The organism is Shimia sp. (genome assembly GCF_039969785.1).
Lineage (GTDB): Bacteria > Pseudomonadota > Alphaproteobacteria > Rhodobacterales > Rhodobacteraceae > Shimia.
In genome coordinates this window covers 31,906-50,914 of record NZ_JBDVNC010000007.1, presented here as the reverse complement: position 1 = coordinate 50,914, position 19,009 = coordinate 31,906, and the positions used below count along the sequence as shown (strand labels likewise).

17 protein-coding genes, 1 pseudogene and 1 riboswitch are annotated in these 19,009 nt (G+C 54.3%); of the genes and pseudogenes, 8 read left to right on the top strand and 10 right to left on the bottom strand.

Annotated features, from left to right (window positions below):
• Positions 1-39 precede the first annotated feature (39 nt).
• Positions 40-1,041 carry a TRAP transporter substrate-binding protein gene (locus ABJI08_RS04305; protein WP_348400596.1) on the bottom strand — a complete coding sequence of 334 codons (1,002 nt, stop codon included), beginning with the start codon at positions 1,039-1,041 and terminating at the stop codon, positions 40-42.
• Between the two features lie 180 nt (positions 1,042-1,221).
• On the opposite strand from ABJI08_RS04305, the gene ABJI08_RS04300 reads away from it, so the two are divergent.
• From ABJI08_RS04300 to ABJI08_RS04285, 4 genes are read left to right on the top strand one after another with little or no spacing between them, the layout of a single operon-like run.
• Complete coding sequence (locus ABJI08_RS04300) at positions 1,222-2,127, top strand: alpha/beta hydrolase (RefSeq protein WP_348400595.1); 906 nt, start codon at positions 1,222-1,224, stop codon at positions 2,125-2,127.
• Positions 2,124-3,518 (top strand): 3-isopropylmalate dehydratase large subunit, encoded by a 1,395-nt coding sequence (gene leuC, locus ABJI08_RS04295; RefSeq protein WP_348400594.1) that lies wholly within the window; start codon positions 2,124-2,126, stop codon positions 3,516-3,518. Before ABJI08_RS04300 ends, leuC begins: the two co-directional genes overlap by 4 nt.
• Positions 3,515-4,120, top strand: coding sequence for a 3-isopropylmalate dehydratase small subunit (gene leuD, locus ABJI08_RS04290; protein ID WP_348400593.1), 606 nt, complete (start codon positions 3,515-3,517; stop codon positions 4,118-4,120). The genes leuC and leuD overlap by 4 nt, the downstream gene beginning before the upstream one ends.
• A 19-nt stretch (positions 4,121-4,139) precedes the next feature.
• The gene (locus tag ABJI08_RS04285) at positions 4,140-5,024 is read left to right on the top strand and encodes a LysR family transcriptional regulator (RefSeq protein WP_348400592.1); all 885 of its coding nucleotides are present in this window, start codon (positions 4,140-4,142) and stop codon (positions 5,022-5,024) included.
• A 278-nt stretch (positions 5,025-5,302) separates the two neighbouring features.
• Here ABJI08_RS04285 and ABJI08_RS04280 read toward each other — a convergent pair whose 3' ends face one another.
• Positions 5,303-5,554 (bottom strand): hypothetical protein, encoded by a 252-nt coding sequence (locus tag ABJI08_RS04280; protein ID WP_348400591.1) that lies wholly within the window; start codon positions 5,552-5,554, stop codon positions 5,303-5,305.
• Between ABJI08_RS04280 and ABJI08_RS04275 the strand changes: the two are divergent.
• Positions 5,552-5,891 (top strand): annotated as a pseudogene (locus ABJI08_RS04275) (integrase core domain-containing protein); the annotation flags it as partial. The gene ABJI08_RS04280 and the pseudogene ABJI08_RS04275 overlap by 3 nt on opposite strands.
• Before the next feature lie 44 nt (positions 5,892-5,935).
• Here ABJI08_RS04275 and iolG read toward each other — a convergent pair.
• The 7 genes from iolG to ABJI08_RS04240 form a co-directional block, all read right to left on the bottom strand.
• Complete coding sequence (gene iolG / locus ABJI08_RS04270; RefSeq protein ID WP_348400590.1) at positions 5,936-6,949, bottom strand: inositol 2-dehydrogenase; 1,014 nt, start codon at positions 6,947-6,949, stop codon at positions 5,936-5,938.
• Positions 6,943-7,911 (bottom strand): aldo/keto reductase, encoded by a 969-nt coding sequence (locus ABJI08_RS04265; RefSeq protein ID WP_348400589.1) that lies wholly within the window; start codon positions 7,909-7,911, stop codon positions 6,943-6,945. The genes iolG and ABJI08_RS04265 overlap by 7 nt, the downstream gene beginning before the upstream one ends.
• Positions 7,912-7,925: 14 nt before the next feature.
• On the bottom strand, positions 7,926-8,942 hold the full coding sequence (locus ABJI08_RS04260; protein WP_348400588.1) for a dipeptide ABC transporter ATP-binding protein: 1,017 nt from the start codon (positions 8,940-8,942) through the stop codon (positions 7,926-7,928).
• On the bottom strand, positions 8,935-9,951 hold the full coding sequence (locus tag ABJI08_RS04255) for an ABC transporter ATP-binding protein (protein WP_348400587.1): 1,017 nt from the start codon (positions 9,949-9,951) through the stop codon (positions 8,935-8,937). The genes ABJI08_RS04260 and ABJI08_RS04255 overlap by 8 nt, the downstream gene beginning before the upstream one ends.
• On the bottom strand, positions 9,933-10,877 hold the full coding sequence (locus ABJI08_RS04250; protein ID WP_348400586.1) for an ABC transporter permease: 945 nt from the start codon (positions 10,875-10,877) through the stop codon (positions 9,933-9,935). The genes ABJI08_RS04255 and ABJI08_RS04250 overlap by 19 nt, the downstream gene beginning before the upstream one ends.
• A 4-nt stretch (positions 10,878-10,881) precedes the next feature.
• On the bottom strand, positions 10,882-11,856 hold the full coding sequence (locus ABJI08_RS04245) for an ABC transporter permease (protein ID WP_348400585.1): 975 nt from the start codon (positions 11,854-11,856) through the stop codon (positions 10,882-10,884).
• A gap of 106 nt (positions 11,857-11,962) precedes the next feature.
• Positions 11,963-13,507, bottom strand: a complete 1,545-nt coding sequence (locus ABJI08_RS04240; protein WP_348400584.1) for an ABC transporter substrate-binding protein — start codon at positions 13,505-13,507, stop codon at positions 11,963-11,965.
• Between the two features lie 413 nt (positions 13,508-13,920).
• Here ABJI08_RS04240 and ABJI08_RS04235 point away from each other — a divergent pair, with 413 nt between their 5' ends.
• Complete coding sequence (locus ABJI08_RS04235; protein ID WP_348400583.1) at positions 13,921-14,940, top strand: LacI family DNA-binding transcriptional regulator; 1,020 nt, start codon at positions 13,921-13,923, stop codon at positions 14,938-14,940.
• 108 nt (positions 14,941-15,048) lie between these two features.
• On the opposite strand, the gene ABJI08_RS04230 is transcribed toward ABJI08_RS04235, so the two are convergent.
• Entirely contained in the window at positions 15,049-16,425 is a 1,377-nt protein-coding gene (locus ABJI08_RS04230; RefSeq protein ID WP_348400582.1) for a hypothetical protein, read from the bottom strand.
• Between the two features lie 179 nt (positions 16,426-16,604).
• Between ABJI08_RS04230 and ABJI08_RS04225 the strand changes: the two genes are divergently transcribed.
• Positions 16,605-16,829, top strand: a complete 225-nt coding sequence (locus ABJI08_RS04225) for a hypothetical protein (protein WP_348400581.1) — start codon at positions 16,605-16,607, stop codon at positions 16,827-16,829.
• Positions 16,830-16,914: 85 nt separating this feature from the next.
• The gene (locus ABJI08_RS04220) at positions 16,915-18,579 is read left to right on the top strand and encodes a sulfatase-like hydrolase/transferase (RefSeq protein ID WP_348400580.1); all 1,665 of its coding nucleotides are present in this window, start codon (positions 16,915-16,917) and stop codon (positions 18,577-18,579) included.
• A 265-nt stretch (positions 18,580-18,844) separates the two neighbouring features.
• Positions 18,845-18,966, top strand: a riboswitch (TPP riboswitch).
• The last annotated feature ends 43 nt before the right edge of the window (positions 18,967-19,009 follow it).

Genomic DNA, 19,009 nt, shown 5'->3' with positions numbered 1-19,009 from the left:
GCATCGAGGGCGGATTGCCCGCCCTCGATTGAATTAAGTTCAGCTTCCAGTGTTGAAGGACTGTGCGGCATCGATCATGTCCTGACCGACGTCACCAGAGAACTGTTCCCAGACAGGCTTCATCGCGTCGACCCATGCCTGACGCTCTGCAGCTGTCAGTGTGCGAACCTCTGCACCTGTATCAATGATGGCCTGACGGTTTGCTTGGTTGACCGCGTAGGACTCAGCATTGCGAAGCTCGGTAACCTCTTTCAAGATTGTAAGGAATTGCTCGCGCACATCCGCGTCTAGGCTGTCCAACCAATCAACACTAGTCACGACCAGATAGTCGATAACACCGTGATTGGTTTCAGTGATGCCGTCCTGCACCTCGAAAAACTTCTTGCCGTAGATGTTCGACCAAACGTTCTCCTGTCCATCAACAACACCCTGCTGCAACGCTCCATAAACCTCGGAGAAGGCCATCTTTTGTGGGGCACCCCCGATCGCTTCCATCTGCGCCACGAGAACGTCAGATGACATCACGCGGAACTTCAGCCCGTTAGCGTCGGTTGGTGTCATCAATGGCACGTTGGCGGACATTTGCTTCATGCCGTTGTGCCAGAAGGTCAAACCCTGAAGGCCGCGACGCTGCATGCTATCGAGCAAAGCTTGACCCGCTTCGGACGCTTGGAACGCATCAACCGCTTCGATGTCTTCAAACATGAAAGGCAAGTCGAAGATGCGGAATTGTTTGGTGAACTTTTCAAATTTTGACAGCGATGGGGCCGCCAATTGAACGTCACCCTGAAGCAGTGCTTCGAGCACTTTATTATCATCATAAAGGGTAGAGTTCGGGAAGACTTCAAGGCAGGCTTTACCGTTCATCTCTTCGTTGACGCGTTGCTCAAGAAGCGTCGCGGCGATGCCCTTGGGATGCTTGTCAGTGTTTGTGACATGGCTAAATTTGATGACCATTTCGCCCTCATCGCAAGCCGCCATTGCGGATGTCGCGCCAAGTGCCAATGTCATGGATAGTGCTGTGCTAAGCAGAAACTTCATTTTTTCCTCCGTTGAACCGTTGTTGCCGCGCCTCTTGTTTTCTTGGGCACGGCCTATGTCGTGAGAGATTACTGGGGTTTTGTTCGAAGATTAGTCGGCATAACTGATCAGTTTTCCCGATTAAACTTTCCGGTTTAATCTGAGATAGTGGATAAAATTCATGTCCTCAGGGAGTTCAAAATGTTCGAGGAATTCGTAGAGGAGCGTATTGATGGCGATGGTGCGACTTTGTTCGTCCGCCGCGCTGGACCCGTCGGTGCGCCGCCGCTCGTCTTGTTACATGGCTACCCGCAAACATCTGCCATGTGGCACGGGGTTGCACCGATTCTGGCACGTTCCTTTCAGGTCGTTTGCCCAGATTTGCGTGGATATGGTCGATCAGACAAACCAGCGTCCAACGCATTGCATGCGCCCTATTCAAAGCGCGCAATGGGCAACGACATCGTTGCGGTCATGCGGCGTTTGGGGCATGAGCGTTTTCTGGTGGGAGCTCATGATCGGGGTGCGCGCGTGGCACATCGGATGGGATTGGACCATCCTGATCACGTCGCGGCTATGACATTGCTCGACATCGCACCAACGCGAGAGATGTATGCCGATACCAGCGCTGCATTCGCGCGTGCTTATTGGCATTGGTTCTTTTTGATCCAACCACACCCTTTGCCTGAACAAATAATAGGTGCAGACCCGCAAGGGTTCTGGAAGCTTAAATGTTTTAATCAAGCAGGCGGCGAAAACCCTTTTGCTCCTGATGCTCTAGCCGAGTATTTGACTGCCTTCGAAGACCCCGCTGCCATTCACGCAAGCTGCGAAGACTACCGTGCCGCCGCGTCGATCGACATTGAACACGACGATGCCGACAAAGGGCGAAAGCTCGACATACCGATCCAGACGCTTTGGGCAAAACGCGGCGTGATTGAGACCTGCTATGATGCGCTTGGTCTTTGGCGGCAGCGAGCTTCGCACGTGAGCGGCGAAGCGCTCGACACGACACACTACATGGCCGAAGAAATCCCCGAAGGTATCGCAGCGCGCATGTCTGATTTCTTTGCCCGCAACCCTATCCACGCGGAGGTCATGAGATGAACCGTACCCTTTATGACAAACTGGTCGACACCCACAAAGTGTGTGATCTGCCCGATGGCGACATGCTGATCTATGTCGATTTCCACATCATGAACGAATACACCAGCCCGCAGGCTTTTTCTGGGCTCGATTCAAAGGGTTTGAACGTTTGGCGACCAGAGGCGCATCTGGCCGTGGTCGATCATGTGAATGCGACCCGCAGCAGTGAGCCCCATGATGCCGCCTCAAAATTGCTAATCGACAATTTAGGGGCCAATTGCACCAAACATGGCATCGCCTTTTACGGACTTGGTGATCCGCGACAAGGTATTGAGCATATTGTCGTGCCAGAACAGGGTCTGGTTGTACCGGGCATGCTGATTGCGTGCGGGGACAGCCATACGACCACTTATGGAGCCTACGGCGCGTTGGGCTTTGGCATTGGAACTTCCGAGGTTGAGCATGTGCTTGCCACCCAAACGCTACGCTACAAACGCATGAAAACAATGCGCGTCACTGTTGACGGTGAGACTGCGCCAGGCGTGACGGCGAAGGACATCATCATGAAAGTCGTGCAAGTCGTCGGCGCAGGTGGCGCAAATGGTTTCGCGGTGGAGTTTGCGGGCTCCGCTATTCGCGGTCTCGATGTGGCTGGACGAATGACCGTTTGTAATATGGCCGTTGAGTTGGGCGCGCGGGCGGCCTTGATTGCCGCCGATGACATCACGAAAGCAGCGTTGAAAGGCCACGCCCATAGCGGTCAGTTCGCATTCAAAGGTGAAAACTGGATGAGCGACCCCGAGGCAGTCTTTCATAAAGAGGTCACGATTGCAGGCACCGATATCGAACCGTTGATTACGTGGGGCACCAGCCCTGATCAATCGGTGCCGATCACTGCAAACGTGCCGGTCGCGTCAGACTATGTCTCTCCGAAAGTCAAAGCCGCTTTGGAACGCTCCCTGAAGTACATGGGGCTAACCGAGGGGCAATCCGCCAAGTCGATTGAGATCGACACGGCCTTCATCGGGTCTTGCACGAACAGCCGGATCGAAGATTTACGAGAGGCGGCCAAAATACTGGAAGGCCGGAAAGTGGCGACGGGCGTCGAAGCCATCGTTGTACCGGGGTCCGCAATGACACGTATCAAGGCCGAAGCCGAAGGCCTGCGCGACATTTTTGAGGCCGCAGGCTTTGAGTGGAGACCTGAAGCGGGCTGTTCGATGTGTCTGGCGATGAATGACGATATTGCCATGGACGGCGAGAGGGTCGCCTCATCAACCAACCGTAACTTTGAGGGACGTCAGGGCCGCGGCGCACGCACGCATCTTATGTCGCCTGCAATGGTTGCGGCGGCGGCGGTGACTGGGCATCTGGCTGACGTGCGAGACTTCAAACAAGAGACAAGCACATGAATAAAACCATCAAAGGGATTGCCGCCCCATTACCGCTGACCAATGTCGATACTGATGTGATTATGCCTAAAAGGTTTTTAATCACGATAACGCGTGAAGGATTGGCGGATGGTACTTTTGCCGACTTACGCTTTGAGAGTTCGGGTCAAATACAGCCTGATTTCGTCTTGAACAAGGCGCCTTGGACGCAGGCCAACATTCTGATTGTAGGTGACAATTTCGGCTGTGGTTCGAGCCGCGAACATGCCGTTTGGGGCATGCGCCAACTTGGAATTGATGCCTGCATCGGGACTGGATTTGCAGGGATATTCTACGACAACGCGCGCAAAAACGGCCTCGCACTGCCTATCGTCTCCACCGACACGCGCGACAGGCTTTTGCAATTCGCCAACAATTCCAACGGGGCTGAAGTGACAATTGATCTTGCAGCTCGAAAGATAACTACGGGTGAAATTTCAGCATCTTTTGAGATGGATGACGCAACGCAAACAGCGCTGATCCGAGGGCGCGACGACACCCTCGACTCGCTGGAATATGCGGACGCAATCCACGCATTCGAAGCCAACCTGGATGACAAAATGCGGGTAAGCGTCAGAAAATAGACGAACGAAGGGGCGCAAATTGGACATCAGACAGTTAGAATGCTTCGTTGCGGTCGCAGAAGAACTGCACTTCCGAAGGGCTGGTGAACGGTTGGGATTAAGCCAATCTGCGCTATCTGAACGAGTCTCGGCTTTGGAACACGAACTAGGTGCGCGTTTGTTTTTCAGAACGACCCGGCAAGTCAGCCTGACACAAGCGGGTTCGGAGTTCGTTCAAGACGCCAAAAGAATTCTCGCCGATATTGAAAAATCGGTTTCCAATGTGCGCCACACCGCCGAGTCTGATCTCCGCCACATCCGTGTGAGCGGTGTCGACGAAGCAATTTCGATGTTGTTACCCAAAGCTCTTATTGCGTTTCGCCGGATCGATCCAAAGGTCCACGTACAAGTATTGGAAATCTCGTCCTCTGAGCAACATTCACAAGAGCTGATTTCCCATCGTACAGATGTGGCTTTTGTGCGAACGCCGCAGGAAGACGAATTTATCTCCAGTGAACTAATTCATCGCCAGGCGATCGTTGTGGCCCTCGCCGACACCAACCCGCTTGCAGGCTCAGCTTCCCTTTCCGCATCTGATATCGCCGACCAACCGATAGTTGGGTATCCCAAACACGCACGCCCGATTTTGCACGAGGCTTTGTGGAGCGGTTTCCGCCAAATTGGCGCACAGCCAAACGTAGTTTGCGAGATCATCGACAAATCCACTTTGCTGCAATTCGTGGCTCAAGGCCTTGGAATTTCGTTAGTGCCAGCTTGGGTCATGAATATCGCCCCGCCAGGTGTTTCCTTCGTTCCGTATGCACCATGCGAAAACCTAATTGACCTTTATGTTGCGTTTCGAAAGTCGGGAAACTCAGACACGGTCAAAAGGTTTGTAGACACAGTCAGAACAGTCCCCAAATAGAGCTTTAAAATTGCGATTATCTTTTATGGCATCGCGCTTGGACCCATTGCTGTGTTTTACGAACGCTTTAGTTGCTTAGCTCTGGAAGCAGCCGTTTCTTAAGAAGCCGTCACAGTCCGGTTTGTCCGCACATTTCCCGTTCGTCGACCTAGAGATTTTGCTATCGCAGCGAATGACCGGAATGCGGGCTGCAACCGCAGAATGTTAGCGGGATGTCGAAGGTCTCTTATGGGCCGTTTACTACAATTTTCTTTGAAAATTGCGGTGTATCTCGTGATCTAAACGCGGCATTGCAAAGTTGTTCGACAACGCTGGTTGCGCCCCCCCGCAACCATCGTTCTCAAACAAGCCGCCGCAAGGTGGCTTTCTTCGTTTTGGGACATGCCCAACACCAACAACCCCGCTAATTCCCCAACCAATTCAATGGCTAACGCGCCGTCCTCTGGGATCAACCTGATCTCGGTCAACAGACCGCGAATGATAGAGGTCGCTTCCGCTTTGGCGGATGGCTCATTCAGAGCGGCACTCACTCGGACCGCGGGTCGCAATATCTATCGATCAAGTATACCGAACGGCTGGCGAGGCGAAAATCGCCCCGTCTGTCGGCAGCGTGGGGGCTTCCTATGACAAAGCATGGCCGAAACGATCAACGGCCTGTTCAAAGCGGAGGTCATTCACCGGCGTGGGCCGTGGCGCAGCTTCGATGCTGTGCAATACGCCACTCTCGAGTGGGTCGACCGGTTCAACAACCGGCGCCTGCTGGAGCCTATCGGGAATATCCCGCCAGCAGAGGCCGAAGCAAACGTCTACGCCGCTCTGGAAAGATCAGACATGGCCGGGCAACTAAGGCAAGTCAGCATCTGGTAAACCCGGCGCGGTTCATTTGTGATTTTGTTTCTACTTTTTCGCTATTAATCTTCGACTGGTGCAACCTTCACGGCACACCCTTTTTCCAGGGACACATAGGCAGCTTCCGCCAGTAAAAGCGCGCGCATGCCATCGTCAAACCCCACTTCGGGTTGTGTTTTGTTCAGCACGGCGCTGACGAACGAATCCAACTGGTGCTTGAACGCGTGGGTGTAGCGTTCGATGAAGAACGGTTCTAACGGGGCCGCTGTTCCAGTGCCCGCAGCGGTAAAAGTCTGCATTCCATGCGGTGTTCGGTTTGTGCTTTGGACCATACCCCCGTCACCATGTGCCTCCAGACGCTGATCATACCCATAAGGCGCTTGCCGCGCATTGTTGATAAACACCTGCCGTCCATTGGAAGATTTCATCACGATCATTGCGCAATCCACCTCGTTCAGGCGCGCCCCGCGTGCGGGATCAATCAACGGCGCCGCATAGGCGAAAACTTCAACCGGTTCATCATCGTCCAGCAAAAAACGGGCAAGATCAAAGTCATGGATCGTCATGTCCCGCAACATACCGCCAGCGCCGGTCAGATATTCATCGCTGGGCGGTTCAGGGTCACGCGACGTGATCAAAACTTGCACCAGATTACCAATGTCTCCGGCGCTGATGGCGGACTTCATCTGTGCGTGGCCGGGATCAAACCGCCGGTTAAATCCGATCTGAACCGGAACGTTGCTCCCCGCGATCTTGTTGCGACACGCCCGCACTCGATCAATATCCAGATCAATTGGTTTTTCACACAATACCGGTTTGCCAGCCTCCACAGCCTGCTCGATAAAATCGGCATGGGTGCTGGTGACTGAGGCGACGACAATCGCATCGACGTTGTCGTTGTTGAAAATAACCTCGGGTGTCGCGGCCACTTGGGTTTGAATGCTTTCAGCGATGGCCTTGGCTGCGGCGGGCACCGGGTCATACACGGCGGTCAACCGGCTTTGTGGGTGACGATCGATCAGGTCGGCGTGCATACGGCCAATACGGCCACAGCCAATAAGGGCGATATTCAGCATGGTTTGTACTCCCGGCTGGCTTCTGGATTGTCCGAGCTAAAGGGCAGCGCCATCAATTCTGCCCAAGCTTCGTCTGAAATAGGGAAGTTCGCCCAATCTACAGTTTGCTGGACACGTTCGGGTTTAGAAACCCCGCAAATGGTCGAGGTGACACGCGGGTCGCGTACCGAAAACTGCAACGCAGCGGCGCCCAGTAGAATACCGTGGCGCGAGCATATATCCTCGATTGCGCGGACAGGGGCCATCGCGGCATCATCAGCCTCTTGATAGGTGATCATCGAACTGCTGGCGGAACCTCGGGCCAAGACGCCACCGCAATAGGGGGCTGCATTGAAAATGGCGATGCCGCGAGCATGGGCCTGTGTAAACATTTCATCAGCTTCGCGATTGAGCAGAGTGAAACGGTTGTGGTTGACCAGCGCGTCGAACTCCCAGTTGGGCAGGATTTGAGTCATGATGCCCAAATCCCCCATGGCCAGCCCGACCGCGTCGACCAATCCCTCTTCTTTCAATTTGAACAGCTCATCCAGCGCGCCGCCCTTATCGGTAATCTCTTCGACGGACCGGCAGTATTCCGGGTCGTGCAGGTGCAGAATGTGCAACCGATCAAGGCTGAGTGCCTCGAGGCTTTCTTCGACCGAGCGACGGACCCGGTCTGCATCCAGACGGTTGTCGGAAAACCCGCGATCCAGCTTGGTGGCAAGGATCGTGTTTTTGGGCAGACCGCCGCGTTCCCGGATCACTGCGCCCAAACGTTCCTCGCTGCGGCCCATGCCATAGTTGCGGGACGTGTCGACAAAGCCTGGGGATAGGTCAAACATTGCGTGGATTGTCGCCCGTGCCTGTTCTTCGCTGACTTCATACCCATAGGTATCGGGCATGCTGCCCAACGGTGAGGTTCCAAAGCAGATCGAAGCAACGTCGAAGGGAAGTCTGGGGGCGGAATTGCTGGAATAGCTCATTGGATGATCCCGGTTTAAGTTGATGTATGAATGCAGGCGCAAGGATGGCTGTCCCGCCGAATGATAAGCTCGGGTTTTTGATTTGCGCAATCGGTTTGTGCCCTGTTGCAACGAGTGCGAAACCGACAACCAGATGGCGGATCAATCGGGCTGGGTACTTCGCCCTCAAGAATGATCCGTTGCTTGCGTTCGTCTGGTCTGATTTCGGGCATCGCAGACAGTAATGCCTGCGTGTACGGATGCAGAGGGTTTTGGTAAATCTGGTCCCAGGTGCCGATCTCAACGATATTGCCCAGATACATCACCGCCACCCGATCCGAGCAATGGCGGATCACCGACAGATCATGCGCGATGATGATATAGGACAGGCCGTATTGGTCCTGAATATCCTCTAGCAGGTTGATGACCTGCGCCTGAATTGACACGTCCAGCGCCGAAAACGGCTCGTCACATACGATGACTTCGGGGTTGACCGACAAAGCGCGTGCAATGCCGATCCGCTGCCGTTGTCCACCGGAAAACTGGTGCGGATAACGGCTGGCATCTTCGGCCCGCAGGCCCACCCGGGTCAAAAGCTCTTCGATCCGGGGTTTCCACTGCGCGCGGGGCAGGATGTCTGGAAAAATGACCCATGGTTCGCTGACGATTTGTCCAACGGTCATACGTGGATTAAGCGAGGCAAAAGGATCCTGAAAGATCATTTGCAATTCGCACCGCCGCTTGCGCATGTCTTTAGCCGACAGGGCGAACAAGTCCTCGCCCTTGTACATCGCCTGACCGCTCGTGGGTTCCACAAGTCGCAGCAATGCGCGGGCCAGCGTAGATTTCCCACAGCCAGATTCCCCCACAACTCCAAGGGTTTCCCCTTTGCGCAGGGTAAAGCTGACATTGTCCACGGCTTGTACAACCCGCTTACCGTCACGCCCGCCACCCGGAGCCGGGTAGTGTTTGATCAGATTTGAAACTTGCAAAAGTGGTGCAGCGTCGGAGCTCGAAGGTGTCGTTGCCGGATGCTGTAAAACGTCAGTCATTTGCGACCTCTTCTGCGAAATGGCAGGCGCTGAAATGGTCCTGTCCGATGTCGGTAATCTCGGGCACAGAAGAACGGCATACATCACGCGCCAGCGGGCAACGCGGCGCAAATACACAGCCTTGTGGCAACTGGCTCAACTTGGGCGGAGAACCACTGATCGCAACCAGTTTCTGCCCCTTCATTTCCACCTGTGGGATCGAGTTCATAAGTCCGATCGTATAGGGGTGTGACGGGCGATCTATGACCTTGGCTGTTGGACCAGTCTCCACTGGGCGACCGCCATACATCACCATCAACCGGTCGGTATTTTCAGCCACAAGCCCGATGTCATGCGTGATCAGGATCAGAGCCATCCCACTTTGTCGTCGCAAATCGCCCAGTAGTTTCATGATCTGCGCCTGCACAGTCACATCAAGCGCCGTCGTCGGCTCATCAGCGATCAGGATGTCCGGGCCCAGGGCAATTCCCAAAGCGATCATAATACGCTGGTTCATGCCACCGGAAAACTCATGCGGATAGCTGTCTACCCGCTCGCTGGCCGAATGGATGCCGACCGCCTCCATCAATTCGACGGCCTTGGCGCGCCGTTCACCGCGCGACATTTGGGGCCGATGAACCTTGAACAATTCTCCGATCTGCGTCCCGATTTTCAACCCCGGATTAAGTGAGGTGATTGCGTCTTGATAGACCATAGAAATGCGGTCGCCGTGGATTTTCCGGGTGACGGAAGCCGGCGCATTCAGCAGCTCTGTTCCGCGATAATCGGCTGAGCCCGTTATCATCGCGGGCGGGCTCTCCAGCAATCCCATCATTGCACCGACGCTCACGCTTTTGCCGGATCCGGATTCCCCTAGTATTCCAAGGGCCTCGCCAGCGGTCACCTGAAAGTCTATGCCGTTCACTGCATACACATGGCCGCGCGGTGTCTTGAACGACACTTTCAGATCGCGCACATCCAGAATGGTTTGTTGTTCCTGCATATCTCTCATCACATCAACCAACGCCATCTTTGAACCGGATCCATAACCGCGCGGAACCAATTCGCGACGAGGTTAAGGCTTAGTGTGGTCAGAAATATTGCCAGACCGGGCAGGGTGATCATCCACCACGCCTCGCGCATGTATTCGCGCCCACGCGAGATCATCAGCCCCCAGGACGGTTCGGGCGGCAAAAGACCAAACCCCAAAAAGCTCAGACCAGCTTCGGCCAACACCAAAAGGGCAACTTCGAGCGTGGCCAGAACCAACAAAGGCGAAATCATATTAGGCAGGATATGCCGCAGCATAATACGTGTATCGCTTGCGCCAATGGCGCGCGCTGCCTCGACAAATGAGGACTCTTTAAGCGACAACGTAATGCCGCGCGCCAGACGGGCATAAACCACCCAGCGAACCAAGGCAAAGATCAGCACCATATTTACCAGCCCGCCGCCGATGATGAACAACACAAATAGCGCGATCAGCAATGACGGCACTGCCATAAAGGCATCCACGGCACGCATGATGATCGCTTCAACGGCGCCACCATAATACCCGGCCAGAACACCCATAATTGTGCCCAGAACACCGGACACAAAAACCGACACCAAAGCGACAAAGATCGATGCACGGGCACCAAATATCAGGCGAGACAACATATCACGCCCCAATGCGTCAGTGCCCAACAGGTGAAACTGTTCGCTGCCATCCATACCGGTTGCGGTGGAAAGGGGCGGTAATCTGTTGGCAAAAATATTGGGCAACAACGGATCATAGGGCGCGACGAAATCGGCGAACACCGCGCTGAATATCAACGCCACCAAAAAGATCACAGACGCCAGCACCAGCAAATCTTTGAACAACGCGCGGACGATATCACGTGTGCCGATACCTTCGTCGCGTTCGGTGTCATCTGCGGGGGGCGGGGCGGTTTGTGAAAGGGATTCTTCGGTCATCGTTTCATCCAATCCGCAAACGCGGGTTCAAAAAGGCATACGCCAAATCGACCAACAGGTTAATTGTCAGAACCATGAGAACCAGCAGGAACACTGTTGCCTCGACCAACGGAACATCCCGTATCGATAGGGCATCTACGGTCAGGGCGCCGATGCCGGGCCAGCCAAAGATGGTCTCAATAATGATCACGCCTGTGACCACATTGATGGTTTCATCGCCAATGGTTGTCACAATTGGAATGGCCGCGTTTTTCAGAGCATGAAACGACGCCACGCGCCGCATGGGAATACCGCGCCCACGGGCTGCGGTCACATATGGCTTGGCCAGTTCATCCAGCAACGAACTGCGCGCGATCTGCGTGATCCGCCCAATGGGGCGCAAAGACAGCGCCAAGGCAGGGAGGATGACATGCGCAAAGCTGCCGTAGCCAGAAGTCGGCAACCAGGCAAACTGGACTGCGAAAACCAATACCAGAATCAAAGCGAACCAGTATTCGACAATTGATACCCCGGCCAACGACAGAACCCCGATTGCGCGATCTGGCGATGATCGCGGATGGACCGCCGCATAGAGGCCCATAGGTAAAGCCACCAGCACAGCGAAAAGAATAGTCGCGCCCGCCAGAAACAGGGTCGCAGGCAATCGTTCCATCGCGATGGGCAGCGTGTCCATAGAACTCGCGTCGCCGCCCTGAAACATCGAGTTGCTCATGCCAAAGCGATAGGTTTGCCCCAGATCGCCGGTTGCCAGCCCGAAAAGGAACCGACCATATTGTTCGGCCATGGGATCTTCCAATCCCATTTGTTGGCGCAACGCCAGGACGGCCTCTTCGCTGGCACCATTACCCAGCACCATACGGGCAGGATCACCGATTTGCCGGTTGGCAAAAAACACCATCGACATCACGACCACGAGAAGGATTAGCGAATTGACGACTCTTTTAAAAATATAGGTATTAAACGCGCTGTTGAGTTTCATGATGACCCGAGCATGACTGAGGTAAAGGAGGGGGCCGTAGACTTGATGCCCCCTCCCAGAAGAGCGGGTGCGCAAGGGAGGAGGCGCAACCCGCTTAGGTGGCGAGTTACTTTGTTTCTCGCATGTTCACCGCGATCATGCGGTGATCGACACCAAAGTCCCACTCAAAGCCCTCAGGCACACCGTAGGCCCGCTGTAACAGGCCAACGGGGGCCAGAATGTAGCGGTTGTGACCTTCGACTACCAAAGCTTCTAGAGCCTCATGACGTGCGTCGCCGACAAGCTGAGCCGCTGCATTGGCCCGCTCTTCGAAATCGGGATCACAGAACACCGACACCAGACCACCGCAGGAATAATGCGCGCCAAAAGTCAGCGCGTAATCCATCAAGGGATTGGCTTGGACGTGCAACCAAGCGTAGGAACGATCTTCGGTTGGTTTTGACACTGCGCGCGGATTGAAAATACCCGGCTCTTCGACGGCAATCCGGGTCGGAATGCCGACTGATCCCAGCATGGCACCGATGGCTTCGACCATTTCACCGTTGCGTGGGGTAGACCCCAAACGCGTGGTGACTTCAATCGTTGGGATTTCATTGCCGTCCGCCTTTAACTTTTCGACAATGGCGCGTGCACCCTCTGGGTCATAAGGGTATTGGCCGATTTCATCTGCGAAACCGGTTGCAACAGACGGCAACATTTGCCCGGCCAGCGGTTCGCTCAGTGCCATCAGATTTTGGCGAATGCCTTCCCACTGGATGCCAGTGAAAATGGCTTTGCGGAATTCTTCATTCTGCAACAGAGGATGTGCACCCTGATAGTCCAGACGGAACTGCAGAAATGTGTCGGATCCCTTGAGCATACAGTCGATACCGGATGCTTCGTTGAACCGGTCACATTCTTCGCGGGTCATAAACATGGCCACCTGGGCCTCGCCACTTTCAACCATCGCAGAACGGACAAGTGCTTCGGGGCGCCAGACAACTTTCAGGCTGTCATAATAAATCTCGCCATAAGTATCATCGGCTGTCGCGCCCCACCAATCGTCATTGGCCGTCGCGGACCAGTATTGCCCCTGCTTCCACTCATCAAAAACATAAGGGCCGGTGCCAATCGGGTGTACATTGTGCCCGTCCGGGTTCTCTAGAATTTGCTTTGCAGAGGTGACGCCGCCCAAATACATCCGACGCGGCAGCAAAGGATCAACCCCGTCGGTGATCACGGCAACCGTGTCTTCATCAACAACTTCTGCTGAGATTTGGGGGCCCATCATGTCCCGAATGACATAGCTGTTTTCCGCGCTCCACAGCCAGTTGATACTAACGGCCGCGGCCTCTGCATCCAAAACAGAACCATCGTGGAATTTCACCCCTGGGCGTAGATCAAAATGCCAGACCGTTGGTTCGATTTGCTCCCAGCTGACGGCCAACATTGGCAGAACTTCGTTGGTTGCGGGGTCTAGCCGAGTGAGCTGTTCGATGACATTCCGTAGACCGATTCCGTTGACTTCCTTGTGGGCAACCTGAGCCTGCATGGATTGCGGTTCCTGATTGCCAACAATGACAAGCTCGCCTCCTTCAGCGGCGTAAATCGATGAAAATGAAAGCGCTACCATTGTCGCAGATAGGCTGGCTATCCTCATAGTTTTTTGCATCCGTGTCTCCTCCCGGGCAAATTTTGCTGATAACTCCAAACGATGACGAAACACGCCATTTGGTTGCCGAAATCAGCAGTTTTCAGGTAGATAACCTGAATGTTCCTCCAGTAGACGTAGCGTAAAGCTGCATCTCGAACACGACGATACGGAAGTCGTGTTCAAAATGCAAGCGGTTGCAAAAAATTTGCATTTGTGCCTTGCTTTGCAGTAATAATGACAAGGCTGTGCAGAGCGTTGCGTAACGTAGTCTGGATATGGTCAAATACACTGGGAGCGATCCCAGAGACCGTAAGGCGACCGAATCGCAGATGCGCCGCAAAGAAATCAAATAGGCCGGTATTCCCTCTGGGGGCCTACGGTCGAAAAGGACAAGAATGACGCAGGGGCGTAAAGTTAGGAAAACCCACGGGATGGTAACGGCCCGGGATGTCGCCAGCGAAGCTGGGGTCTCTTTGACCACTGTTTCGCGCTGTTTTGGGGGCGGCGACCTTGTTACGAAAAAGACCCGGGAACGGGTGCTGCTTGTGGCGGATCGGCTTGGGTACAGCCCAAATATTGCGGGGCGCGTCCTGGCGAGCCGAAGGTCACGCCTGATTGGCCTGATGGTGGATGACTTCAACGATCCGGAAAATCTGGACCTGTTTCGATTCGTTTCCGCAGAAGCGCAAAAACGCAATTTCCACGCAATTCTGTTGAATACTTACCGCGAACGCGCCGAAGTCGGCTCGGATTCAATTGAGGCCGCGCTCTTGCAACAGGTGGACGGGTTGTTGGTAACTGCGAGCCATCTCAGTCAGGAAATGATCGCCCGCTGTGCCGCTCAGGACAAACGAGTGGTCATTGTTGGGCGTAAGTCGGGGCATCCTGATTTTAGTTCAGTGTATTGCGATAACGAAGATGGTGCTGCTCAAGTGGCGGATTACCTGTTCGCTCAAGGCGTTCAACGACCCGCATTTGTCGGCGCTAACCCGGAGGCAACAGTGACGCTTGAACGTCGCTCTGGCTTTGTTCAGAGAATAGAACAGCTCTACGGTATGCAGCCGATTGTCCGAGAGGCCGGCATTAATGACTATTCCAAGGGTTACGCCATCGGACAAGAGATGCTGACCCTGCCCAGACCTCCGGATGGTTATTTCTGTGCGACTGATCTTTTGGGTATTGGTCTTTTGGATGCGATGCAAACCGAGTCAGGGGCAAATGTGGACAAGCCCCCTTGCGTCGTAGGCTTTGGGTACTCGATGCTGTCACGTCTGACACGGTACAAACTGGCGTCGGTCGCCCTGCCCATGGAAGACATGGTGCGTACCGCAACGTCCCATCTGATCGACACGCTTGGAGATGCCATGACCGGACCAGAACGCATTGTATTTCCGTGTGAATTGACGATTCCCGCAGAGGATACGACGCCCGTTTCCGTAAGCCGTCCGTGAGCACATGTTTTGTCGTTTTTGGAATGGATGACTTGCAAAACGGCGCCCGACATCGTTCTGATGATTTGAGCAATTAATCGGGCGATCCGATAAAAAAGTCATACGCTATTAGCGCTCATTCATCGGACTCCAGCCTGCCGCGCGCATTGGCGTCAAAACGTCTTGGGCATGGCGCGGATCGACAAAAACGGAAGGCAGAATTTTGTCGATTGGAGCCTCCGGCCAGGCCTGGACAAGCAGATCTACCGCACCGCGTGCATCCTTGGTCTGACCTAATTCATGATAGGCCGCTGCCAAATAGCTGAGCGTGAGCGCGCCAACGGGCGCTCCTGATTGAACTGCTGCGCTATATCTGTCGGCGCTTTCCTGAAAGTAGCCAAGGTGAAACTCGGCAGACGCCGCAACATTGCGAAAAACAAGCTGCTCCGACACCGCACCGTTCCCCACATTTGCGTCGGCCACTTCTAACGCGCGCTCAAAATCCCCGCAGAACAGCGATATGATGGCATCAAAATTGAGCGTAAAGAGATCGTCTGGATCCAGACTTAATGCGCGCTTGGAATGCGCTGCGGCATCGCGACATTCGGCGTCAGAATATGCCGCCATCGCGGCGGCCGAATGCGACCATGCTGCATCCGGTGCTAGTTCGACGGCCCGCTGCGCAAGGTCCGTTGACGACAACACATGCTGTTCACGGGCGGGGCCTGCTGGCATTTGAACAGCCAGCAGTGCCTTTACCTGTGCAGAACCTGCGAACCCGGCATAATAAGCAGAGTCCAAATCGATAACCCGTTCAAAAAGCGTCAAAGCGGCCATCAACCGTTGCCGATCCAAAGCTGGAAACATCAAACGTCGTGCATCATCAGCCAGGTTTCTGGCTTGTAACTTCGCTGGAGACGCAGAAAACAGCGCTTCACGAACGGCCGTTTCTGACGCTGCTGATTGCGAAGGCTGTGATTTCTGTGGAAGAAACACATCAAACTTTGCGACGGCAAACGAGATGACTACAGCAGCAGCGACACCCAAAACCCCCACCCAAAGGAACGTTCGCGACGATAACACATTTCCTTTGGATTGTTCTGTAGTCTCTACGCTGCCTTCTGCGGGAACGAGTTCGTAGCGGGGTATGTACCCACCGGAATCAATGTAAATGCGGAGCGGATCAGAAAGCCCGGACCCTCGATAAAACGCGTCCAACCGTCTTCTCAGGCGCAATGCATCAACCCTGACCACGGCCAATGGATCAGACCCCTGATGAGAAAGAATTCCATAAATGTCTTCTGCTATTGTTTTGGCGCGGATGGCCGACCCACGACCTGCCAGTTCCTCCTCGACCACATAACTGAGAAACGATTTCAGTCGCGTTGCGCCGTCAAACTCAGTGCTTTTCTGAATGCGTTCAACGCCATCTCTTACGGCCTTGGAACTCGGGTCTTTGGTGTCCGAAATTCCGGGTTTTTGCGTGGATTTAGAGCCATTGGACATTGCATTTCCCAGCAATACGAGGCTGTTAACCTTCTGAAATTAAACATGTTACCCCGTAACGTACCCCAAGAAACCTATCAAGGCCACAAGAGTCTGAATTAACCTTAGTGACACCAAATCAAGGCGGCCAGAGATTGGTCCAACTCATGTTTCGGGAAAGGTCAAATAAGGTGGGGGCGTTGGAAGCGAACTTTTCTGCTCATCTTACCAAAATCAAGCTGCTCAGGCAGATGGATCAGGATTTCGACCAGATTTGTCGCGATTACGAACACCTCACCGCGTTGCTCAACGACCAGGAAAACCGGCACGTCGCGGCGGCACTTCAAGAAAGCCTCTCCGGACTGGGCGCGGAGATCAGGCAATACCTGAGACCCGAAATTGGGAACAACGCTTTGAAGGATTGAAGCAGCGTTTTGTCGCCACCGGAGTCCTTACCTGATGGCACGGATCACCGGCACCAACATCAATTTGCAAAGAAAGGCCAACACAATGAAACGATTACTTATATCAACGGTCGCGACTCTGGTCGCTCTGTCTGGGCAGGCCAACGCTCAGGATGGCGCCATTATACACGACGCGGAGTACTATATTCTCGAAGCTCAGAATGGCGAACGGTGGGCCGAAGATGACACCCGGATTGATGCAAAACTCGCCGCACTTCGAGGGGCCAACGCCGGCAAGCCACCCAACATTGTTTACATTCTTCTGGATGATCTCGGGTTCGGTGAAATCGGGAGCAAAGAGCTGAGCGTTGTTCGCGGATACGATACCCCCGCAATTGCGAAACTTGCGCAAGAAGGCCTGAGCCTTCAGCGTATGTACACCGAACCGTCATGCACTCCCACCCGCGTCGCGATGATGACAGGGCGGCATCCTGTCCGAACTGGCACAATGGAGGCAAAGGCGACAATCTCGGGCGAAGGGCTGCATGGTGACGAGGTGACGCTGGCCGAAGTCCTAAAGGGCGCGGGCTATTACACGTCGCACGTGGGCAAGTGGCACTTGGGGGACATTCAGCAAGCTTTTCCAAATGAACAAGGTTTTATGCATGCCGAATTTCCTGTTCATCAGCAGGGTCAGCTGGCGATCATGCATGCCGATGCCGAAGTGGCGGATGTCATACGTGGCGTAGATCCATCCAGCGCCGCCCAAACTTTTACGCTTGATACGACATTCGTTCCCAACCCGGCCCATATGGTAACAGGCGTCGAGATTAGGGACGGCCAGATGTATGAAATTGGCCTAGAGCCCGGCGAAACCTGGACGCAAGACAAATACGTTGAGATGAATGAGCGTTATCAAGATAACGCATTGGCGCAGCTGCGGAAACTGGCGGCGCAGGACAAGCCATTTTTCCTGAACTATTGGCCACTTTTGCCCAGCACGTTCACCCGGTCCGACATTTCCGAGTTCAAGACCCTGAATGGCGGTGTCTGGGCCGAGTCCATTGTGCAGGTCGACGAATGGGTCGGCGAAATTCTTGACGAGATTGACGCGCTGGGCCTCGCGGAAAATACGATCGTCGTGGTGATGGGGGATAACGGACCCTTCATGGAGTACCGCGGTCTGTCGGGTGGTGATGATCGCGTATACCGGGGTGGCAAGGCGCAACATCTGGAAGGTGGCGTTCGTGTGAATGCATATATGAGATGGAAAGGCGTTACCGAGCCGGGAAGCTACGCAGAGGATATGCTGCATGTCACCGATTTGTTCACAACTTTCGCACGCATTGCCGGTGCCAAAGACCAGATTCCACAGGACCGGATCATCGACGGGCTGGACCAATCTGGTGTTGTGCTGCTTGGCGAAACACATGGTCGGCGAGACTACGTTTTCGTTTATGAGGCCGCCGTTCTGAAGTCCGTTGTTAAGAACAAATACAAGATGCACTTGCCCGCGCCCGGAACCAATCCGATCATCGCGCCGATCTTTGATCTCTACAGAGATTCTCGCGAAATGCGTGCGATAGATTCGATTAAGTATGGCCCATGGGCGGGTGGGCAGTTCGTCGCGATGGTTAAGCGCCATATGGCAAACCGAAAAACGTACCCGGACCGCGAAGCTATTGTTAAAGTCCCCTATGAGGGCATCGTCAATCTGCGCCCGGAAACCCAAGAGATGGTTGAGCATTTTCTGAAAACACCAATGAAATAAGGGATTTATAACGCTTGGGGCGGCATCTCACACAGAGACTGCCGCCCCCACTTCCATCGATTAATGCCACAAATATTTGACGGTATTTGAGCCGCCCAACGACAGCCTGATTTCCCCGTCAATTGAAACGTCTAAAGATCAGCAAGAGAGCGCTTGAAACTCGATTATGTTGCTGCCGGGCTTGTCGCGTTCATGGGGCGGACACGTCAAAAAGTGACGCTCCCTCGCGGCTGGCCTTGTTTTTGATCTGCCAATTGACTACCCATAAGCCACGCGGGGGAGTCTCAACTGAGAGACTGAGAGGCGAATAGCAGCATAGCTGCAGTGTCGCGACCCTTTGAACCTGACCCAGTTGATACTGGCGTAGGAAGCATAGGGTGCACATCGCTCTTTATCCTGATGTGCGATCTGAAGTGGCGGTCCATATGGC